Raw genomic sequence first — 18,505 nt, forward strand, 5'->3', positions numbered from 1 at the left:
ATGACTGAGTGCCATTTCGAATTGACGGAGGAATCGAAACTAGCTTTCACAGGGGAGAAGGTTTTCCGGATCCGAGCGATACGTGACATTCCCGAACGCTTCGTGAAAGCAGGCGACCTGGGCGGGTGGGTGAGCAGTGTGTACACGTCGACAAGCGAGCTGCGGATCGGACCGCACGCCTGGGTTGCCGACGACGCCATCATTGCTGGTGATGCATACGTAGCGGGGAACGCGTTGGTGTATGACCACGCGTTTGTTTTCGGGCAAGCCCGCGTCACGGGATCAGCGCGGGTGCACGGCAAAGCACAAGTATGCGATGACGCTGTGGTGCAAGACTGTGCACGCGTGCACGATAGTGCCGTGATCTCTGGGCAGGCACGCATTAGCGGTGATGCCACTATTTCCGGTAAAACCGAAGTGACAGACCACGCGCACGTGAGCGGAAAAACACAGGTTGGCGGGGAATCGAACGTATACGAAAACGCTCAGATTGCGGGGAATGCTCGCGTCTATGATTCCTCGGTGCACGAAAACAGCAGGGTAGACCAGGACGCGACCCTTTTCTTGGGATCAACTCTCTTCGGTGATGCATTAGTTTCGGGTTCGGCACAACTTAGACAAACAACCGTCCGCGAACACGCCGTTGTCACTGGTGGTGATCTCACGGGGTGCTGCATTGAGGGGAACGCGCGGGTTGCAGCCTCGCTTCCGGATAGAGCCATTCTTTCGGCAACCGCAGAAGTGCTGAAAGAGGAGCAGTGCGAGGTTTTCCAACCACTGGGGGTGCGCAATTGCGTGGTGACGGTTGCCCGCACCCAGAAAGGAAAAGCGGGGGTATGGGTTGAAACTTTCGAAACCGATGCGGGGCGAAGCCACGATGTCAGGAGACTGAAATGGCATCTTACTGCCCAAGGATTGGGCAAGTCCTTCCGCGAGAATATTAAGATTGCAAAACGGCGCGTCGTGCGTGAACTCCCCGAAGAACCTGCGCAACCGCTGTGCTTCGAACTTGCCGACATTGCGAAAACGCTTGACGACGGCACAGCGGTGTACCGCATTCGTGCGACCTGTGACATTGAGCAATGGTGCGTATCCGCCGGCGATCTCGGGGGCTGGGTGCCTAGCATCCACACACCCGAAGGTATTCCACGGATCGGTCCTGATTCTTGGTTGGCCGATGACGCCATGATCCTTGGCAGCGCCTACATCGCAGGCGATTCTTTCGTTGTTGGTCAGGCGTGTATTCGAGACAACGTTGTTGTCGATGCGCGCGGAAGGGTCTTGGACAAGGTAGTTGTTTCGGGTGATTCACGGGTTCATGGCGGGATTGTTTTCGGGCGTGGTGAGTTGACTGGATGTTCTTATGTGGGCGAAAAGGCTCACCTCGAAGTAGTCGGGACGATCCCCGATGCGTGGATCAACTCCACAACCGATCACCGTCGGTTCGGACCCACCGTGTTTAATACGGAGATTTTTCTCACCCGCCAACAAGGTGGAACTACCCTCATCATGGCGAGGACGTGCGGGAGAACGAAAACAGGCACCCTGGATGAATTGCTGCCGGAAAACCCCATACAGTATCAAGAGGAAAACCCTGACCTGTGGGAAGGATTCCCCACGCTGTTGGACAGGCACTGCGATGGATTACGTGAGCTAGCGATCGCGGAGAACACAACCTTGCGGAATTTGATTACCGTCGTGCTGAAAGAATGGGACCTCTAAATGGAAGCTGCCCATTTTGAGCTCACCGAAGAATCCCAACGAGCGTGCACAGGGGAGAAGGTTTTTCGGATACGAGCCATACATGACATTCCCGAACGCTTCGTGAAAGCAGGCGACCTGGGCGGGTGGGTGAGCAGTGTGTACACGTCGACAAGCGAACTGCGGATCGGACCGCACGCCTGGGTTGCCGACGACGCTATCGTGGCAGGTGACGCGCGAATTTGCGACGATGCGTTGGTGCATGGGGCGGCACAGATTTCAGGACGCGCCGTAATAGCAGGCCACGCGCGGGTATACGGCTGGGCGGAGGTCGACGCTGATGCGAGGGTGAAAGAATGTGCCCGCGTATGTGGCTTCGCCAACGTCACAGACAACGCAACAATCACAGGGTGCGCGCGAGTGTACGGGGACGTGATGGTCAGTGGACACGCGACCGTCAGCGGCTTCGCCGACATGTCCGGGACAAGCCACGTAGGAAAACACGCGCGAATATCCGGCTGGGCGGGACTACGCGACGAAGCCACTGTGACCGACCACGCCACCGTGTCAGGGCGTGCGAAAATTTCGGGCAATTCCTGGCTGTGCGACACCGCCACAATCGCTGGGGCCGCAGCGGTACGGGATAGTTGGGTGCAAGACACCAGCCAGATCCACAACGCGGAAGTTCGCCACGCCACAATAGAAGGGGCAAGCACGGTGCGTGCCAACCTGCCCTATGGGGCGGTAGTTATTGATGCGGAGATCCTCGCCCCGTACCACTGTGAAGTATTCTGCTCGACCTATTTCGTAACAATGTTTCGGCACGCGAAAAATCGGGTTGAGCTGGCAATTCTTGACCCCGACCGCAAGTATCTAGGGGCTGACGAAACCACACTTTTAGCATTCATGCCAGATGCGGAAACAGCGGAAGAAATGCGCCAACTCGTTGCTGGTGCCAGGAGTCGCATCCGGGGCGAGCACACACCTGCGGCGGAACTTAACCCCGGCAATTCCATGTGTGATGAGCCCCTCATCACCGCATCCGCCACCATCAACGGGGGCATAGAGGTGGCAGAAGAGAGCACCATTGCCCGCGCCACGTTAAGCGGAACTGGGAGAATCAGCGGCGTGATCAAGGCGCGGATATCCCTTGAAGTCAGCGGGGAGATGACAGATCTTTTCGTTGTAGAAAAAGAGGACTACCGCGATTTTTCCAGCGTACGCGGCACAATCCGTATGATCCGCAGAAGATGCGGCTACTACCTGCAGCGCAAAGAAAACGGGTGGAAACAGATCAACGTAGACGAACTGGGCGAAACGGAAGCGCAATGGGTACACGAAATCGCAGCAAGTTGGGACCGGTAGGCAGTAGAGTAGTTTTTTATGACCGAACCGTATGCAGCACTTGCAAGCATTTCTCCCGATGAACGGGGTAACCGGCGGCTTGTGTGGGGTGACTATGAATTCATCGTCGGGGAATTAGGGGATGCTCCTGAAGATATTGCCTTGTTCAATGACACGGTACGTAGCTACGCTGAGGCCCTACCAGGCATTATTTCCGCAATCGTAGAGCTGTATCCGCCTGATTGGGAGGTAACCGAAGAGCGGGTGAGAGCGGAACTTGGGGCACCGAAAGTGCACCTTCGCCCCACCGCGCCTAAGGACATTCGGGAATGGTATGGGGACATTACCTTAACCTATCTCGAGCATGAATTTGACTATTCCCACATCATCGATGTGAGCTGCAGCGGATCGGTGCGCACCATCCTCAATGTAAGTATGGACGGCTAGACGCTGCCGCAAAAGCAAACGCTGCGCGCAAACCCAATTCTAAATTGCGGGAAGAATAGGAAAAACGGTCAAGACTGGTGTCCTGACCGTTTGCTTTTGGGACATGCTACATGCGGGGGAAGGTAATCATGCCATTAGCAAATGCGGCGATGATTGCGCCGAGCACACCCAAGACTGCAAGTACGATACCTACAATGCCACCGGTGCCGATTTTGCTGCTGCCGGAGCCTTTCTTGGTGGCGTCCTTTGGCTTATCGGCTGTGGTTTTCTCATCGGTGTTAGTTTCGGCGTTATCTGTATTATCTGTGGCCGTTGCGTTACCACCGTTATCAGCCTCAACCTCAAAGGTGTAGGTCGCAGGGTTGCTCACCTTGTTGCCCGCTTCGGCGACTGCGGTGACCGTATACGTGCCCGGCTCGGTAAAAGCCCAGTTCATGTGAAGATGTTCCGCACCGGTTTTCATAACGTCGCCGGATTTCAGGGTGAAGGAACCGTCGGTAAGAACGGAGGTGGCCGCCATCTTCCCGGAGGAATACTTCGGGGCGTAATCTGTCAATCCGTTGTTGGCGGTTTGGTAGACGAACATCGTGCCGGGGCCAGAGATATTGGTGAATGTGTAGCTCACCTCATCAGCCTTCCCCTTGAGTGCATTATTGTCCCAACCCGGCCAGATGTTTCCGTCATGCCAGACTTCGGAAGCCAGTGCGGCGCGGCCAGAGATTTCATCTTGGTCGGTCGTGCCGGTGAGGTCTTGCCACCAATCGGAAGTGATCTTAAAAACTACGTCCTCGGCATCACGAGTGATGTCCTTTTCGGTGGTGAACCGCTCCTGAAGGCCCAGTTTAAGGTCGTCGCCATCAAGCTCGGTGTAGAGAACATCGACGTGACCTCGATGAATGACCAATTTGCCATCCTCGGCGGCGGCGATTGTGGCACCGCCGAGAGTTACGGCGGTTGCGGTTGCGGCTGCTAACAGGGTTTTAGCGAACATGAGTATAAAAGACTCTTCCTAACCAAATACAGAAAAACGTATAAGTTGCTGGTCGGCTATTTGCCGTTGCTTATGGTAATCCGCGACATATTGTGACGAGAAAATATTGGGCTGAAAGTTTCCTTGCGGTTGGCGCGGGATTTTTAGGTTTCACGGGTCGGCGAGCGGCGACTGCTGACAATTGATCTGATGTCTTGGATTTGTTTTTGTGGGAAAATTCGTAGGTCATGACAACAACTGGTGCCGCGCAGGTGCCGCGAACAGGAGATGCTGAATCTTGTTGGCGGTGTAGTGTGCGCTTAAAAACCTTAAAAAACTAGTGCAAAAACTTCACAGCTGATCGGTGGCGGTTGGTACCCCCGTCCAGTGTGACGGAAGTGGATGGTGGGGCGAGGTGGTGTGAAAGCGCCGTCCACCTTTGCGGATGTATGGGTGGACGGCGCTGGATGTCAGGCAGTTTTCCATTTCGATGTGGGTGCAACCGTGAGGCACCGTAGGGGCAGTGGCAGCTACCGAGGATGCGCAGACGCGGTCGCTTTGAAAGATATAGCATTGCGCACAACTTATGTAGCAAATTCAATACCTTGTGGTTTTTATGCTACTGCGTGGCGAGTTAATTGCGAAATCGAAACCGTGCGTGATTTCTTTTGTGGACATGTCAGCGCTGTGTATTGGCGATATATTCGTATGTATTTTCTTTGTATAAAAATCTATCGTAACGTCGTGCGATTTCGTGCAGCGAAAAAACACGGGTGTTACAATCTAACGCGATAATTTACGCAGGTAGGAAGCAAAACCGTGCACTTTGAACTCACAGGGGAAACCCGCATTAATTCCCACGACGTGACACTGTATCGTATTCGTGCTGCTCGTAGCATCCCAGAGCGCAACATTGTCTGTGGTGAGCTTGGTGGGTGGGTGAGTTCCACGCATACGGCTAATGGGAAACCGCGAATTGGGGAGGGCGCGTGGGTTTTCGCCGACGCACAGGTTTTTGACCAGGCGCGGGTCACGGGGCATGCCGTGGTTACAGGGAATGCCCAGGTCTTTGGGCGGGCGAAAATAAGCGGGCACGCACTTATAGAGGGGCACGCACGAGTGTGCGGGAAATCCGTAATTAATAACCGTGCTCGCGTTTCAGGCAATTCGCTTATCGACGGCGCAACAGTCGCCGGTCACGCCCAGGTTTCCGGTGATGCGGAGGTCTTGAGCACCAATGGGTTGCGGTCACAGGTGTGTGACAACGCCAAGGTAGTCGATGCGCGAATCGACGAGGGAAGTATCATCAGTGGCAATGCGCAGGTCATGGGCTACGTTTCCGTGTATAGTAGCCAGGTTTCCGGTAATGCTTGGGTGGAATCGTATGGGACGATTTCCGACAGCAAGGTTCGTGATAATGCGGTGGTGTTAGCCTCCAGGATTAATGAGGTGGTGGTCGAAGGTGATGCGAAAGTGTATTCCCAGCCGCCGGTGGGGTCGGTGATTGGGGGAAATGCGGTGATTAAGCAGTTAAACGATTACATCACGTTTACACCGCTGAGCCCCGAGTGGACGAGGGTGCACGTGTACCGCAACCACAAGGATGCGCCGGAGGTTCGTCTTGACTTTTTCCGGAACCTTGAAGGTGCGCATAGCACTGATGTGGCGGAGTTTGTTGAGCTTTTGAAAACGTATGGCTGGGATCAGCCCATGCGTGCGCAGCTTGAAGCGGCATGTGCCCATATTGCGCAGCAGATCGCAGAGGTTGAAAACCCAACACTTGGGTATGAGCTCACCGATACGACAAAAACCTTAGACGACGGCACTGTGGTGTACCGAGTCCGGTGGCTGGATACTGGCCTTACTGGTGGATGGATGCCCAGCACGCACACGCCAGAGGGGGAGCCGAGAATTACTGGAACCGCACGGCTTGATGGGGATGCCATGCTTTTAGAAAACGCCACCATCACAGAAGACGCACGCGTCCGAGACAATGCGTGTGTTGGTGGAAAGGCGCATATTGCAGGGCATGCAACCGTCTGCGACAACGCGGAAGTTTCAGGGAAAGCTTTCCTCGACGGCTTGGTTGAGGTGGGTGAGAACGCACACGTGTCAGGGAATGCGCTAGTCTTCGATAGTTTCGTCTACGGGTCCTGCCACGCCAGCGGGAATACTCGCATGTATCGGGGCGCACATCTAAGCGGGCAGATAACAATGAGCGGAGAATGCCTGATCATTGGGGCCCAGGTGGAGGGCAAAGCCACTGTAGAGGGATGTTCGCAGATCACCACAAACACCGCACTTAAAGGCACATACACTGACCTTGAAGCGTAAAGAGTTAAGGAGGGTAGCAGTGAGCGTCGACAAGCTAACATTACCCACCCTCGCGGATCTACGCGCGGGCGCACCACTGTGGGACGGCGACGCCAGCCTGGTGGGCGACGATGCTGGCAGGAGGGCTGCAATCGCGTTCTTTGAGGGGGAAACGCAAGCCGCGGCGGTACTGGAGTTGCCCACCGCAGAACCCGAAAGTGTGCGCATTCACGTGCTAGACCACCTCGCCCAACAAAAATACGACGAAGAAGAATACGAAGCGGCATGGGAAGCAGCGCACGAACTGTACCAAATAAGCTGTGACCTGGACCTTCCCCAAGTTCTGTGCGAAGCCCTTGAGCACTTCGCGAATATCAGCCGCTTCACAGATTACCGTGACGCAGCCCTGAAACTCATCAATACTCACCGCCCCGCGCTCACCGGGCGCTGCGACACCTTCCTCCTCGACTGCGCAACCATCGTTGCACGCCAAGGACCTGATGCCGCATCAGAGATGGTGGAACTTGCGCACACCACCACAGACGATCGATGTAAAGCACTTGCCCATCAGATTGCCGCAGGGTGGTTCGCGGACGCCGAAAACTTCCCCCAAGCGTACGCGGAAGCGGATAATTGCTGCGCAGCTTTTCGACGCCACATCACCGCCCTCACAGACGAAGAGAAAAACCTTGACGAGCTTTCCTTGTACGAACAACTGAAGGACTTCGCCCAATTTCGCGCCCGCGACCCGCATCTCACACAGCAGAACTATCACCGAGGCCTTGCATTGGTGGACGAAGCGGAAGCCATCATCACCACGTACCTCGACCCAGTCCTTTTCAGTGCTGCCGCGAATGAGGATCGAGCCGCCCTACACCACAGCTTCGGCGATACACACGCCCAAAAACAGTGCTTGATCAGCGCCTGCGAGCAGTATATCGAGGCCGAAGATTGGGGATTCTGCTACGAGAATCCTGACCGCACTGAGCGATCTCAATCATGATCCTGCGGAATTACACCACTTTGCCACACGCATCGTGGAAGTCTTTGGTAAAAAGTCGGATACACAAAACGAAACCCTCGAACAGGAATAACAGATTTTTCACCCTAAAGAAGAGGAAGCCACACGGCGCGCACACGATAGAGGCAACAAACGATGGTAGGTGAGCCGCAGGAACGGCAAACAAAAACGTCTCGCATTGTGAACTGACGGAAGAAACGAAAGTCAATCGTCGCGGGATTACTCTCTATGCATTCGTGCAATTCGTGAAATACCGTAACGCTTTGTAACGGTTGGCGATCTAGGCGGGCGGGTGAGTTCCACGTACATTTAATTGGGGGAGCTTAGGTTCGGGCGGCCGTTTGTGGCGTCGAAAAGCACAAAGCTACATCCAATCGAAGGTTAACAGGACGATGGATGTTTCTGGATCGAAGAATAATAAGACTGCATCGGCACCGTGGCAGGAATAATTGCTGCCTGCTACTGCGGCGATGAATCGAAACCGGCGACCATCATCGGTAACTGGATAGGTATGGGTGGGCCACTCGTCGGCGGCTGGATTACTGGCAGGAATGGTTACGGTGGGAAACGCATCGTTAGTGGTCCAATTGCCGCCCCCAGGTTCCTCCGCCCACATATCGAGCCACGCGGGTGGGTTGAGATCATGCTGTTCATGTGCAGCTTCGGAAACGGTGTCAACAAAAGCGAGCGTGCCAAAAGAATCAAAGTAGGTTTTGCGGGCACGGTAGCTTTCGTGGACATCGTCGTATAAATCAGCTAAGTCGGGGTTTTCGGCAATTTCCGCGTCGGGGCTATAAACCTCAAATAGACGCCAGTCTCCCAAAAACTCGTAGCGATTATCGCTGTCAAGTTTGAAACCCAACCAATTCTGGCAACCGTATTTGGTGTGGTACTGCTGGGTTGACTCACCTAATTCGCCCCATTCCGGTTCAACAGGACTAAGCAGATGCACGGTTTGGGGAAACTCCGAATCGATAGCACGTAGGTCTATTGATATCAGCGGGAGAAGCACCCGCCCGGCGCGCGCAATGTCGGTTTCGGAACCCGCGAAAACGTCCTCGGGATTCGGAAACGGGTGCAGGTGTGATTCGAGGTTGTAAACAGCTGGCATCTGAGTGTTAGGTCCAATCGAAGGTTAAAAGAGCGATGCGGGTTTCAGGGTCGAAAAACAGCAAGATCGCATCGGGGCCGGAGTCGGAATAGCTGTAGCCGGGGACTGCGCCGATGAAACGAAATGGGCGACCATCGTCGGTAATTGGGAACGTTGCGGTTTCGGTACCGGACTCTGTTGGTACCGTCATTTTCGTGGTGGGAAATGCGTCTTCACATTCCCAGTTTCCAGAAACAGGTGGTTCGTGCCACCAATCGAGAAATGCCAGTGGGGATGTGCGAGCCAGCTCAGGATCAAGTGGATTGCCGTAACCAGGGTGGGCTAATAGTCTATGCTGGTGATAAAAATCTTTGTGTTTTAGATAACTGGCGTGCGTGTCCGCGTAGTCTTTCGAAAGTTCAGGATCATGTGCATAGGGGGAGTCCGGGTTGGCGACGTGGAAGTAGCGCCAGTCGCCGAGAAACTCATATCGGTTGTCGTCGGTGAGGCGAAACCCAATCCAGTTCGTGCACGCGTAGGTGCTGTGGTGCTTTTCGGTGCCTTCACCGAGGTAATAGCCGTCGTGTGGTTCTACCGGGCACAATAGGTGGACAGTGCCGGACAGTTCCGGGTCGACTGCGTTCAAATCGATGGAAAGTAGGGGGAGAAGAAGCCGTGCAGCGAAGGCGATATCCGCGGCAGATCCTGCGAACACGGAACTCGGTTCCGGGTAGGCGGTTATTGAGGTGGGGAGATGAAAGAGTGGTGGCATTGGGGCACGTGTTTTTAGTGGCTAGGTCCAGTCGAAGGTTAAAAGGGCGATGCGGGTTTCGGGGTCGAAAAATAGCAAGATCGCATCGGGGCCAAAATCAAAATAGCTGTAGCCGGGGACTGCGCCGATGAAACGAAATGGGCGACCATCGTCGGTAATCGGGAACGTTGCGGTTTCTGTACCTGATTCCGTGTCCACGGTTATGTCGCGGGTGGGGAAGGATCCCGCATACTGCCAGTTCCCCACACATGGTGGTTCGTGCCAAACGTCGAGAAAAGGCAACGGATTGGTACGGGGATGTTTAAGGCCGAACGGTTTGCCGAAAATACGGCGGCCGAGTACGCCGTGTTTGTGGTAGAACTGCTTGTGCTTTTGGTAGCTTTTCTGCGATTCTTTTGTGAACCCCACAAAATCCGGATCGTGGGCAATCGGGGATTCCGGGTTTAGGGAGTGGAAATAGCGCCAGTCGCCGAGAAACTCATATCGGTTGTCGTCGGTGAGGCGAAAGCCAACCCAGTTCGTACACGCGTAGGTACTGTGATACTTTTCCGTGCCTTCGCCGAGGAGGGAAGCACCGTTGTGCTCAACGGGACACACCAAATGGACGGTCCCGGATAGCTCCGGGTCAACTGCAGATAGATCGATGGACAGCAAGGGAAGCAGAATTTTTGCTGCCTGGGCGATGTCCTCTTCGGAACCAACAAATACGGACTGTGGCTCTGGGTAGGGGACAATTGACTCAGAAAGGGTGGTAAGGCGGGGCATATTTCCAAGATGGTAACAGAGCGTATGGGGTACGTTGCGTGGTTTTGCGTAAGTGTTATTCCCGTATCGGAAGCGGCGTGGCGAAATAGTCCGCGCCGGTTAACGCCTGGTCAGCAAAGGACAACACCCACACACTGGCTTTCTTCGCGGGAAATGAATCCATCGGTAAGGTGCCAGTAGCTGACAGCCAGGCGACTAAATCGGGGATTAATAGCCCTTGTGAAACCACGACGCTGGTGCCGCCAGTGTTGATAAGGTCGCTAAACCATTGTTGGCACTGTGCGAGCGAGGTGATCCATGCATCGTCGCCAGCTTCAGGGGCGACGGTAGTATCCAGGTTGATGTGGTTCGCGATTGAAGCGGCGGTGTCAATACAGCGAACCGGTGGGGCAGAAACCACCCGATCGGGATGATAGGCGGCCACCAGCGGGGCGAGGAATTGTGCTTGGCGTTCTCCCTTTTTTGTCAGTGGGCGCAGGTGGTCGTCATCATTCCAGGTGTCGCGCGATTGCGCTTTCGCGTGCCGAACCAGAATAAGGCGTGCGGTTGTTGGTGTCAGACAGCGTTTGGCGGCTTTATCGAGTACCTGCTTATCGGCCGGATAGGTGAGCAATTCTAGCGCTAAATCACGCGGCAGCCACCGGATTTCATCAACTTCGTCGTTGGGGTGGAACTCGCCATCAAGTACTTCGCTGGCCCAGTAATACACCACTTTGGTCCGGTTGTGTACCGGGTAGACGACTCGGCCCAAGAGCTTTCCCAATTGGACGCGGTATCCAGTTTCCTCGGCGATCTCCCGAACCGCAGCTACCGCTAAGGATTCGCCGGGATCGACCTTGCCCTTTGCCAAGGACCAATCGTCGTAAAACGGGCGGTGAATACACGCGTACTCCAATTCGCCAGCGTCGCCGCGTCGCCACAGCACTGCGCCTGCGGCGAACACCGGGCGGTGAATACCGGCGGAAACATCGGCTGGAATTTCCTGAAACCGACCAGTTAAAAATTCGCCCGTCTGGGGCTTCGGTGGAAGCTGCTGGGTGGTGGGTGATTCTTTCGATACGTCAGCCATGGTGGTTTCCTTGTTATCTCTGCCGAAAATGCTTGTAGAAATAACACTAGAGGTACCCAATATAAGACCGCACATTGTGTGCGATGGTGGGGTGTGGAGATGAATCGTAAAAACGCTGAAGTTTCTTTAGGTAAGGTAAAACGAAACATTCGACTGCAAAACCGGATGAGGACACTCACGAACTCACTAGGCACGGAGGACAACATGGCAACAGTAGCGGTAATGGGGGCTGGTTCGTGGGGAACAACGCTGGCCAAAGTGTTTGCCGACGCCGGAAGCGATGTCACCTTATGGGCCCGGCGCGAAGAAGTGGCTGATTTAATCAACCGCAATCACCGCAATCCGGACTACCTCACCGATATCGCACTACCTGCCACCCTCACCGCAACCGCTGACTACCGGTCGGCCTTGTCAGGTGCTGACATTGTGGTGCTAGCGGTGCCGAGCCAGACTTTAAGAGACAACCTGACGTTGTGGGCTGAGTCAATCCCGCAAACCGCAACGGTTGTCAGCCTGGCTAAGGGCATAGAAAAGGGTACGTACCTGCGCATGAGCGAGCTGATCGCCGAGGTGGCTGGTATAGAACAAGACCGGATCGCGGTGTTATCCGGCCCCAACCTCGCCCGCGAGATCGCGGAGCAACAACCAGCGGCCACTGTGATTGCGTGTTCGGATGAAAAGCGCGCACAATTGGTGCAGCAAGCTGTCGGCGCACCGTATTTCCGGCCCTATACCAATACCGATGTTGTGGGCTGCGAAATCGGCGGTGCCTGCAAAAACGTCATCGCCTTGGCGTGCGGCATGGCGTCCGGGCGGGGGTTGGGTGAAAACACCCTAGCGTCAGTAATCACCCGGGGGTTGGCGGAGATCACCCGGCTGGGTGTGGCTATGGGTGCCGATCCCCGCACGTTTGCCGGGCTTGCTGGATTAGGGGATTTGGTTGCTACTTGTTCTTCGCCGCTATCGCGTAACCGCAGTTTTGGCCATCGGCTTGGCCAGGGCGGCACTCTTGACCAGGCGCGGCAGGCTACCCACGGACAGGTGGCGGAGGGGGTAACGTCTTCCGCGTCGATCTTCGAATTAGCTACCGGTCTCGGCGTCGAAATGCCCATTACACAGGCGGTTTATGGGGTGTGCCACAAAGGGCTTGCGGTTGACGATATGGTGTCGGCCCTCATGGGGCGCACCAAGAAGTCGGAATAATCACGTTGGATAGTAAAGTAGATCGGCATGAGCCTACATTCTGATTCTTCTCAGCCAACCAAAAACCGCATTAAAGTAGCCGTAATCTACGGTGGCCGAAGCTCCGAGCACTCCGTGTCCTGTGTGTCGGCCGGTGCGATCATGGCGCATCTCGACCCGGCGGTTTACGAAGTGTTTCCCATCGGTATCACCCACGATGGCACGTGGACGGTGGGCGAAGAGAATCTAGACAAGCTCAAAACCAAAGACCGGGTCATGCCGGAAGTGGAACTCAAACAAGAAGTGTCTTTATCCATTGATCCTAAAACCAAAGGGCAGTTCCGTTACAGTGACGGCACCATTTACGCCACGGTTGATGTGATTTTCCCAGTGCTGCACGGCCTTTACGGCGAAGACGGAACCATCCAAGGCATGCTTGAACTCTCCGGCACTCCTTATGTCGGTTCGGGAGTGTTGTCTTCCGCGTGCGGCATGGATAAGGAATACACCAAGAAACTACTGGCGGCCGAAGGCTTGCCGGTTGGCAAGGAAGTAATCCTGCGCGGCGAAGAAGAATTGACCCAGGCTGATAAAAACATGCTGGGCCTGCCGGTTTTCGTTAAACCGGCACGGGGTGGTTCCTCGATTGGTATTTCCCGAGTGGCCAGCTGGGAGGACTTCGACGCTGCGGTGGCAGAGGCGCATAAATACGACACCAAAGTGATCGTCGAAGCAGAAATCGTCGGCGCTGAGGTGGAGTGCGGTGTCTTGGAACGCCCCGACGGTACGCTGGTCACTTCCGTTCCTGCCCAATTGGTCGATACCAATTCTGGCGACGAAGGTTTCTATGGTTTTGATACCAAATATCTCGACGATGTTGTCACCGCCTTAATCCCGGCACCGCTCGACGAGGCAACGACGGCGCTTATCCAATCGTTGGCATTGGAGGCGTTTAAGGCGTTGAACTGCGTGAGCTTGGCCCGGGTGGATTTCTTCGTCACCGCGGCAGGCCCGGTCTTAAACGAGATAAACACCATGCCTGGCTTTACCCCGATCTCGATGTACCCGCAGGTATTCGCGGCCACGGGCATAAGCTACGAAGAGTTGCTGGACACATTAATCCAGCGTGCGCTTACGCTGGGTGAACACTAGCACTGAGCTTGTCGACGCTTGATACGTCGGCAAGCTAAGCAGAGGTTTTTGGGGGACGGCCGCGCCGGGGGATTTCCTGGGTGTCTTTTGGAAGCCGTCCGGCTTTCCGCAGGCTCTCCCGCAGCATGACTTCGATCTGAGCGTTGACGCTGCGCATTTCCTGGTTCGCCCAGGCTGCGATTGCGTCGTAGACCGCAGGGTCGATGCGAAGCGGGACGTTTTTTCGAGCCATTACCGGTTGTTTTATGTGTAGAGGGAACCTGTGTTGACCACTGGTTGGGTGGCGGTATCTGAGCACAGAACGACTAAGAGGTTAGACACCATTGAGGCGCGGCGTTCTGGGTCGAGATCGACAATATCACGTTGCTCCAATTGGTCGAGAGCGGATTTGACCATTCCTACGGCGCCTTCGACGATGGTTTCTCGCGCGTCGACGATGGCGGAGGCTTGTTGCCGTTGCAGCATCGCTTGGGCGATTTCGGGCGCATAGGACAGCGCGGAGATCCTGGTCTCAATGATTTCTAGTCCAGCGATAGCGGCGCGGGCGGCGACTTCTTCCGCGAGCTCCGCCGAAACCACATCGGTTGAACCGGACAGCGATGGCACGGTGGTGACGTCCGCGGAGTCGTATGGGTGGGTGGTGGCAACGTGGCGAAGCGCGGATTCGGATTGGGAGTGGATGAATTCATCCATGTCTTCCACTGCGAAAATTGCTTTTGCGGTGTCGGCGACTTGCCACACGATGATCGCCCCAATATTGATGGGGTTTCCGTTGAGGTCGTTGACTTTAATGGCGTTCGTTTCGAAGTTTCGCACCTTGACGCTGACCTTGGTGGTGGTGCACAGCGGCGGCACTAAGCATAGGCCGGTTCGCCGGACGGTTCCGATGTAGCGGCCGAAGAATTGCACGACTTTAGTTTCACCCGGATTGATGATGCGAACCATGCTGAAGATCGCCGCAGTCGCGAACACGAGGACAATTCCGACGACAAGCCGGGGGATTGCCGTGGTGCCTGTTTCGGTTTGGGCGGTGGCACCTGCGATGAGATTTCCGGCGATGATGATGAAGACGATTCCGGCGGCAATGGCAACGCCGGCGGCTGCGGCGCCTTGGCTCCATGCTCGTTGCTCAGTGATGTCTACAATAGCCCCACCGTGTCCCACTGGGGTGGCAGTAGCCAGTGGATCTTGGGTGGCGGCTGTAGGGGTGCCCATGTCAACCTCCTGACAAATAAAAGTGATATCAAATTAATTAAATGATATCACTTTTTGGCCGTGAGGGTCGGACGATGGATCAGAAGGCCTACAACCAGAAGAATCCCGCCGGAACACCACTTAATCCATATCGAATTCGCCGATATACACCAAGCCGTTGCGCTCGGTAAACGGGGTATCAGAATGAGAAGAATCAGACAGCAAACACACCGCCGTGGCATGGCTAATGCCGTTGTCCATACAGGAAGAAATGATCCCAGGGATCTTATCCTCTGACACGTCGGTGTCGTCGAAAAGCTCAGCGACAGGAGTATTCGGTCCACAGTACTGAAAATGCGCGAAATCTGGGTCGTACTCGTCCAAACCGGCATCCCGGCTAAAACCAGAAGGTTCAGGCAGTGGTTTCGTACCTGCATATTGCTCCGGCGTTAAACACTGCTCTTCCACATAGTCATCGAATTCCTGCTCCGTTACTGGTTGGAGGAATAACCACAAATGGGAGCGATCAAATTCTTCCCACGGTTCCATTACTTCCATGCTCCTTTGGTTGGTCGGTTCCGAGTTCAGCCCTGAGCTGCTCGGCTACTACTGGGTCTCCTGCGTGTGTGTGGCTATAACGTCGCCTAAACTTACCAAGGCAGGATTGCCGATGGATTGCGGCATCGACACCGCAATATTTATGTCCCGGCCCACCGGATACCAGGTGGCGGCGGTGGTACCGTTACCAAGTACTGTGTCCTCGAACCAGGCAATCTCATTAACCTGCTGGAGCCGGGCACCCGCCGCGTAGTTTTCTGGAAAACCAACCCCACAGCGTAACGCAATGGGCTCGCGATCGCGGGCGCGCCACGCTGCCATTTGATCCGGCAATGAAACATCCGTTACCCGGGTATACCGAGTTTCGGTGCCGATGGATTCCGGAAGATCAGCAAGCAATTCAGCGCACTGTTGTGCCGTAGCGGGATCACTATCAACCGTCGCAAGCGGAATCGGATGCGGCGACGGATCGGACACCGCTAGCGTTTCAATAGCTGGTGCCAGGTCAGTGGCAAGATCAATCGCTGTGTGTGATCCCAACCCTTGCTCATCAGTGGTAACCGCCACAACCTTGTTCCGATTCACCGCGTACATCGTGCGCATCGACGAGCCCGGAGTGGCATCGACAACGGTAAGCCACGACGTGCCTGAGACGTCGTCAAGCGTGGAAAGGGCCGTATACTGGAACGGCAATTCCACCCCGCACCGCACCGTAACCTGCTCTATGGACGACGATTTCCACGCGGCCGCGCCGGGCGGTGCCGGATCGACAATACCGACCCTGCGGTGCCCGATGACCGTATCCGGAAGCGCCGCTAAAAACTGAGCACATTCTTCAGAGTTTGCCTCCGGCGTATCCAACGTAGCCATCGCTACCGGCTGCAAGGCCGCCTTATCGAAAACAACCTTGGCGCCGATTAACACCCCAATAACCAATAACACGCCCAGAACCAGGGCGATGATGATGGGGGTTTTCTTAAACGAAGAATCCTCAGTGCTCATAGTTTATGAGTGTAACCGGTAACCGTGACATAGCCGCACCGAAAGGAAAACACGACAATCACCTCACCTACAGCAACTGCTGGGAACTCCGGCAACCAATCAGTAATAATGAGGAATGGACATTCCATACTAAGAAAGTAACCAAGTAGTGGCGCGCATAGTTAAAACCAAAAAACCCACCTGTGCGGAGGTCGGCGAACAGGCTGTCATCGACGCTATCATCAAACAAGCGCCGTGCACCCGAAACGGCGACGATGCCGCAGTCTTAGACTACCTCGCCCCCAATTCCCGGCCAGTAATCTCCACCGACATGCTGGTCGAAGGTCGCCACTTCCGGCGCGACTGGTCCAGCCCAGCGGAGATCGGCAGAAAGGCTATTACCCAAAACTTCGCCGATGTCGAAGCGATGGGGGCCAGACCCGTGGCAGTCCTCCTCGCCCTATCCGCCCCCAGCTATACCCGCCTCGACTTCGTTAGCGAATTGGCGCGCGGCATCGCAGAACGCATGAGCGACTACGGCGCAGAGCTCGTTGGCGGCGACGTCACCGACGGCGACAGCATCGTCGTCTCCATCACCGGGATCGGCCAATTAGGCGGATCACTTCCAGCACTTCGGCTCGATTACGCCCGCCCAGGTCAAGCAGTGGTCGCCACCGGCGACATCGGGGAATCAGCGGCAGGCTACGCTCTATTAAACAGATTCGGCCGCAGCGGGGTACCAGCGAAATTTGATCCACTCATTCAAGCGCACTGCGCGGCCACCGTTCCACCCGGTCGCGGATTTGTGGCGCGCTCAGCAGGAGTAACCGCAATGACCGATAACTCCGATGGACTCATTCACGACGTCCACACCATGGCAAAGAAATCGGGCGTCACGATCAACCTACACTCAGCAGCCATCACACCCAGCCCATTGGTTACCGAAGCAGCGGAATTGCTCGAAATTGACCCGTGGCAGTTCGTATTAGCTGGCGGGGAAGACCACACACTGATCGGCACAACTTTCGGGCCAGCACCTACCGGTTTTCGAGAAATCGGAACCGTAGTACGCCATAATTCAATGGGAGAAACAACCGTCGACAACAAAACACCGCTCTACACCAGCGGTTGGGGAAGCTTTTAATGACTACTAACGATCTTTTCAACGCAGCCAACGTCCCATTCGGCGACACTGACACCCACCTCACACCCCAGGAAGCAGCCAGCCTATCGCCAGTGATGTTGCACGCGGCCGCAGGGAAATACTTCGACACACTCGAAATTCACCCCAGCTGGCGAAAAATCCTCGAACCTGTCGCCGACGACATCAACAAAGTGGGGGAGTTCCTCGCCGCCGAAGCCAGCGCCGGAATCGACGTATTCCCACCCGAAGCCGACCGATGGCGTGCATTCCGCCAACCATTCGAAGACGTCAAAGTCCTCATCGTCGGACAAGACCCCTATCCGACACCAGGACACGCCATGGGACTGTCATTCTCCCTCAAACCAGACGTCCGCCCACTGGCAAAAAGCCTCATTAATATCTTCAAAGAATTAGAATCCGACCTGGGGGTACCCCGGCCAGGCAACGGCGACCTAAGCGGCTGGAGCGACCAAGGCGTCATGCTCCTCAACCGCGTCCTATCGGTACGCGGCGGCGCCAAACAAGCAGGCACCCACCGAAACAAAGGCTGGGAAAAGATCACCGATACCGTGATCGACGGATTAGTAGCACGCAATACACCAATGGTTGCCATCCTATGGGGCAAAGACGCCCAAAGCTTGGCACCAGCCTTGGCGGCGTCGCCAAGCGTACGGATCATCCAATCACCACATCCATCACCGCTTTCGGCAAGCCGCGGCTTCTTCGGATCCAAACCATTTAGTAACGCCAATCGCTATCTAACCGAAATGGGTGCCTCACCAGTTCAGTGGCAACTGTAAGA

The 18,505-nt window shown here is 55.4% G+C and carries 18 protein-coding genes; 9 read left to right on the forward strand and 9 right to left on the reverse strand.

Annotation, left to right across the window (positions count from 1 at the left end; genetic code table 11):
- Genes Q4D85_RS11070 through Q4D85_RS11080 form a run of 3 tightly spaced genes read left to right on the forward strand, consistent with a single transcriptional unit; the run spans window position 1 to window position 3,492 of the window.
- A complete protein-coding gene (locus Q4D85_RS11070; protein ID WP_303200419.1) occupies window positions 1-1,722 on the forward strand; it encodes a hypothetical protein in 1,722 nt (573 codons plus the stop codon).
- Window positions 1,723-3,066 (forward strand): hypothetical protein, encoded by a 1,344-nt coding sequence (locus Q4D85_RS11075; RefSeq protein ID WP_303200421.1) that lies wholly within the window; start codon window positions 1,723-1,725, stop codon window positions 3,064-3,066.
- An 18-nt stretch (window positions 3,067-3,084) separates the two neighbouring features.
- Window positions 3,085-3,492, forward strand: a complete 408-nt coding sequence (locus tag Q4D85_RS11080) for a hypothetical protein (RefSeq protein WP_303200422.1) — start codon at window positions 3,085-3,087, stop codon at window positions 3,490-3,492.
- 106 nt (window positions 3,493-3,598) lie between these two features.
- Here Q4D85_RS11080 and Q4D85_RS11085 read toward each other — a convergent pair whose 3' ends face one another.
- Window positions 3,599-4,483 (reverse strand): choice-of-anchor M domain-containing protein, encoded by an 885-nt coding sequence (locus Q4D85_RS11085; protein WP_303200424.1) that lies wholly within the window; start codon window positions 4,481-4,483, stop codon window positions 3,599-3,601.
- Between the two features lie 798 nt (window positions 4,484-5,281).
- On the opposite strand from Q4D85_RS11085, the gene Q4D85_RS11090 reads away from it, so the two are divergent.
- Entirely contained in the window at window positions 5,282-6,796 is a 1,515-nt protein-coding gene (locus Q4D85_RS11090; protein WP_303200426.1) for a hypothetical protein, read from the forward strand.
- A gap of 19 nt (window positions 6,797-6,815) precedes the next feature.
- Window positions 6,816-7,778 (forward strand): hypothetical protein, encoded by a 963-nt coding sequence (locus tag Q4D85_RS11095; protein WP_303200428.1) that lies wholly within the window; start codon window positions 6,816-6,818, stop codon window positions 7,776-7,778.
- 382 nt (window positions 7,779-8,160) lie between these two features.
- On the opposite strand, the gene Q4D85_RS11100 is transcribed toward Q4D85_RS11095, so the two are convergent.
- Genes Q4D85_RS11100 through Q4D85_RS11115 form a run of 4 tightly spaced genes read right to left on the reverse strand, consistent with a single transcriptional unit; the run spans window position 8,161 to window position 11,492 of the window.
- A complete protein-coding gene (locus Q4D85_RS11100) occupies window positions 8,161-8,907 on the reverse strand; it encodes a hypothetical protein (protein ID WP_303200430.1) in 747 nt (248 codons plus the stop codon).
- A 7-nt stretch (window positions 8,908-8,914) separates the two neighbouring features.
- Window positions 8,915-9,658, reverse strand: a complete 744-nt coding sequence (locus Q4D85_RS11105; RefSeq protein WP_303200432.1) for a hypothetical protein — start codon at window positions 9,656-9,658, stop codon at window positions 8,915-8,917.
- Window positions 9,659-9,679: 21 nt separating this feature from the next.
- Window positions 9,680-10,423, reverse strand: coding sequence for a hypothetical protein (locus tag Q4D85_RS11110; protein WP_303200433.1), 744 nt, complete (start codon window positions 10,421-10,423; stop codon window positions 9,680-9,682).
- 55 nt (window positions 10,424-10,478) lie between these two features.
- Window positions 10,479-11,492, reverse strand: coding sequence for an NUDIX domain-containing protein (locus tag Q4D85_RS11115; protein WP_303200434.1), 1,014 nt, complete (start codon window positions 11,490-11,492; stop codon window positions 10,479-10,481).
- A 204-nt stretch (window positions 11,493-11,696) separates the two neighbouring features.
- Here Q4D85_RS11115 and Q4D85_RS11120 point away from each other — a divergent pair, with 204 nt between their 5' ends.
- Window positions 11,697-12,695, forward strand: coding sequence for an NAD(P)H-dependent glycerol-3-phosphate dehydrogenase (locus Q4D85_RS11120; RefSeq protein WP_303200435.1), 999 nt, complete (start codon window positions 11,697-11,699; stop codon window positions 12,693-12,695).
- A 27-nt stretch (window positions 12,696-12,722) separates the two neighbouring features.
- Entirely contained in the window at window positions 12,723-13,826 is a 1,104-nt protein-coding gene (locus tag Q4D85_RS11125; protein ID WP_303200436.1) for a D-alanine--D-alanine ligase family protein, read from the forward strand.
- 34 nt (window positions 13,827-13,860) lie between these two features.
- Here Q4D85_RS11125 and Q4D85_RS11130 read toward each other — a convergent pair whose 3' ends face one another.
- The 4 genes from Q4D85_RS11130 to Q4D85_RS11145 all read right to left on the reverse strand — a co-directional run bounded on the left by Q4D85_RS11130 (window position 13,861) and on the right by Q4D85_RS11145 (window position 16,580).
- A complete protein-coding gene (locus Q4D85_RS11130) occupies window positions 13,861-14,058 on the reverse strand; it encodes a hypothetical protein (protein WP_303200438.1) in 198 nt (65 codons plus the stop codon).
- An 11-nt stretch (window positions 14,059-14,069) separates the two neighbouring features.
- Complete coding sequence (locus tag Q4D85_RS11135; RefSeq protein WP_303200441.1) at window positions 14,070-15,041, reverse strand: SPFH domain-containing protein; 972 nt, start codon at window positions 15,039-15,041, stop codon at window positions 14,070-14,072.
- 120 nt (window positions 15,042-15,161) lie between these two features.
- Window positions 15,162-15,578, reverse strand: a complete 417-nt coding sequence (locus Q4D85_RS11140; RefSeq protein WP_303200443.1) for an immunity 22 family protein — start codon at window positions 15,576-15,578, stop codon at window positions 15,162-15,164.
- 48 nt (window positions 15,579-15,626) lie between these two features.
- Window positions 15,627-16,580 carry a DUF3515 domain-containing protein gene (locus tag Q4D85_RS11145; RefSeq protein WP_303200444.1) on the reverse strand — a complete coding sequence of 318 codons (954 nt, stop codon included), beginning with the start codon at window positions 16,578-16,580 and terminating at the stop codon, window positions 15,627-15,629.
- A gap of 148 nt (window positions 16,581-16,728) precedes the next feature.
- Between Q4D85_RS11145 and Q4D85_RS11150 the strand changes: the two genes are divergently transcribed.
- Together Q4D85_RS11150 and Q4D85_RS11155 are read left to right on the forward strand one after the other, a co-directional pair.
- On the forward strand, window positions 16,729-17,703 hold the full coding sequence (locus Q4D85_RS11150) for a thiamine-phosphate kinase (protein ID WP_303200446.1): 975 nt from the start codon (window positions 16,729-16,731) through the stop codon (window positions 17,701-17,703).
- A 95-nt stretch (window positions 17,704-17,798) separates the two neighbouring features.
- Complete coding sequence (locus Q4D85_RS11155) at window positions 17,799-18,503, forward strand: uracil-DNA glycosylase (RefSeq protein ID WP_303200470.1); 705 nt, start codon at window positions 17,799-17,801, stop codon at window positions 18,501-18,503.
- The last annotated feature ends 2 nt before the right edge of the window (window positions 18,504-18,505 follow it).

Origin of the sequence: Corynebacterium sp. (genome assembly GCF_030532965.1) — a bacterium.
Lineage (GTDB): Bacteria > Actinomycetota > Actinomycetes > Mycobacteriales > Mycobacteriaceae > Corynebacterium.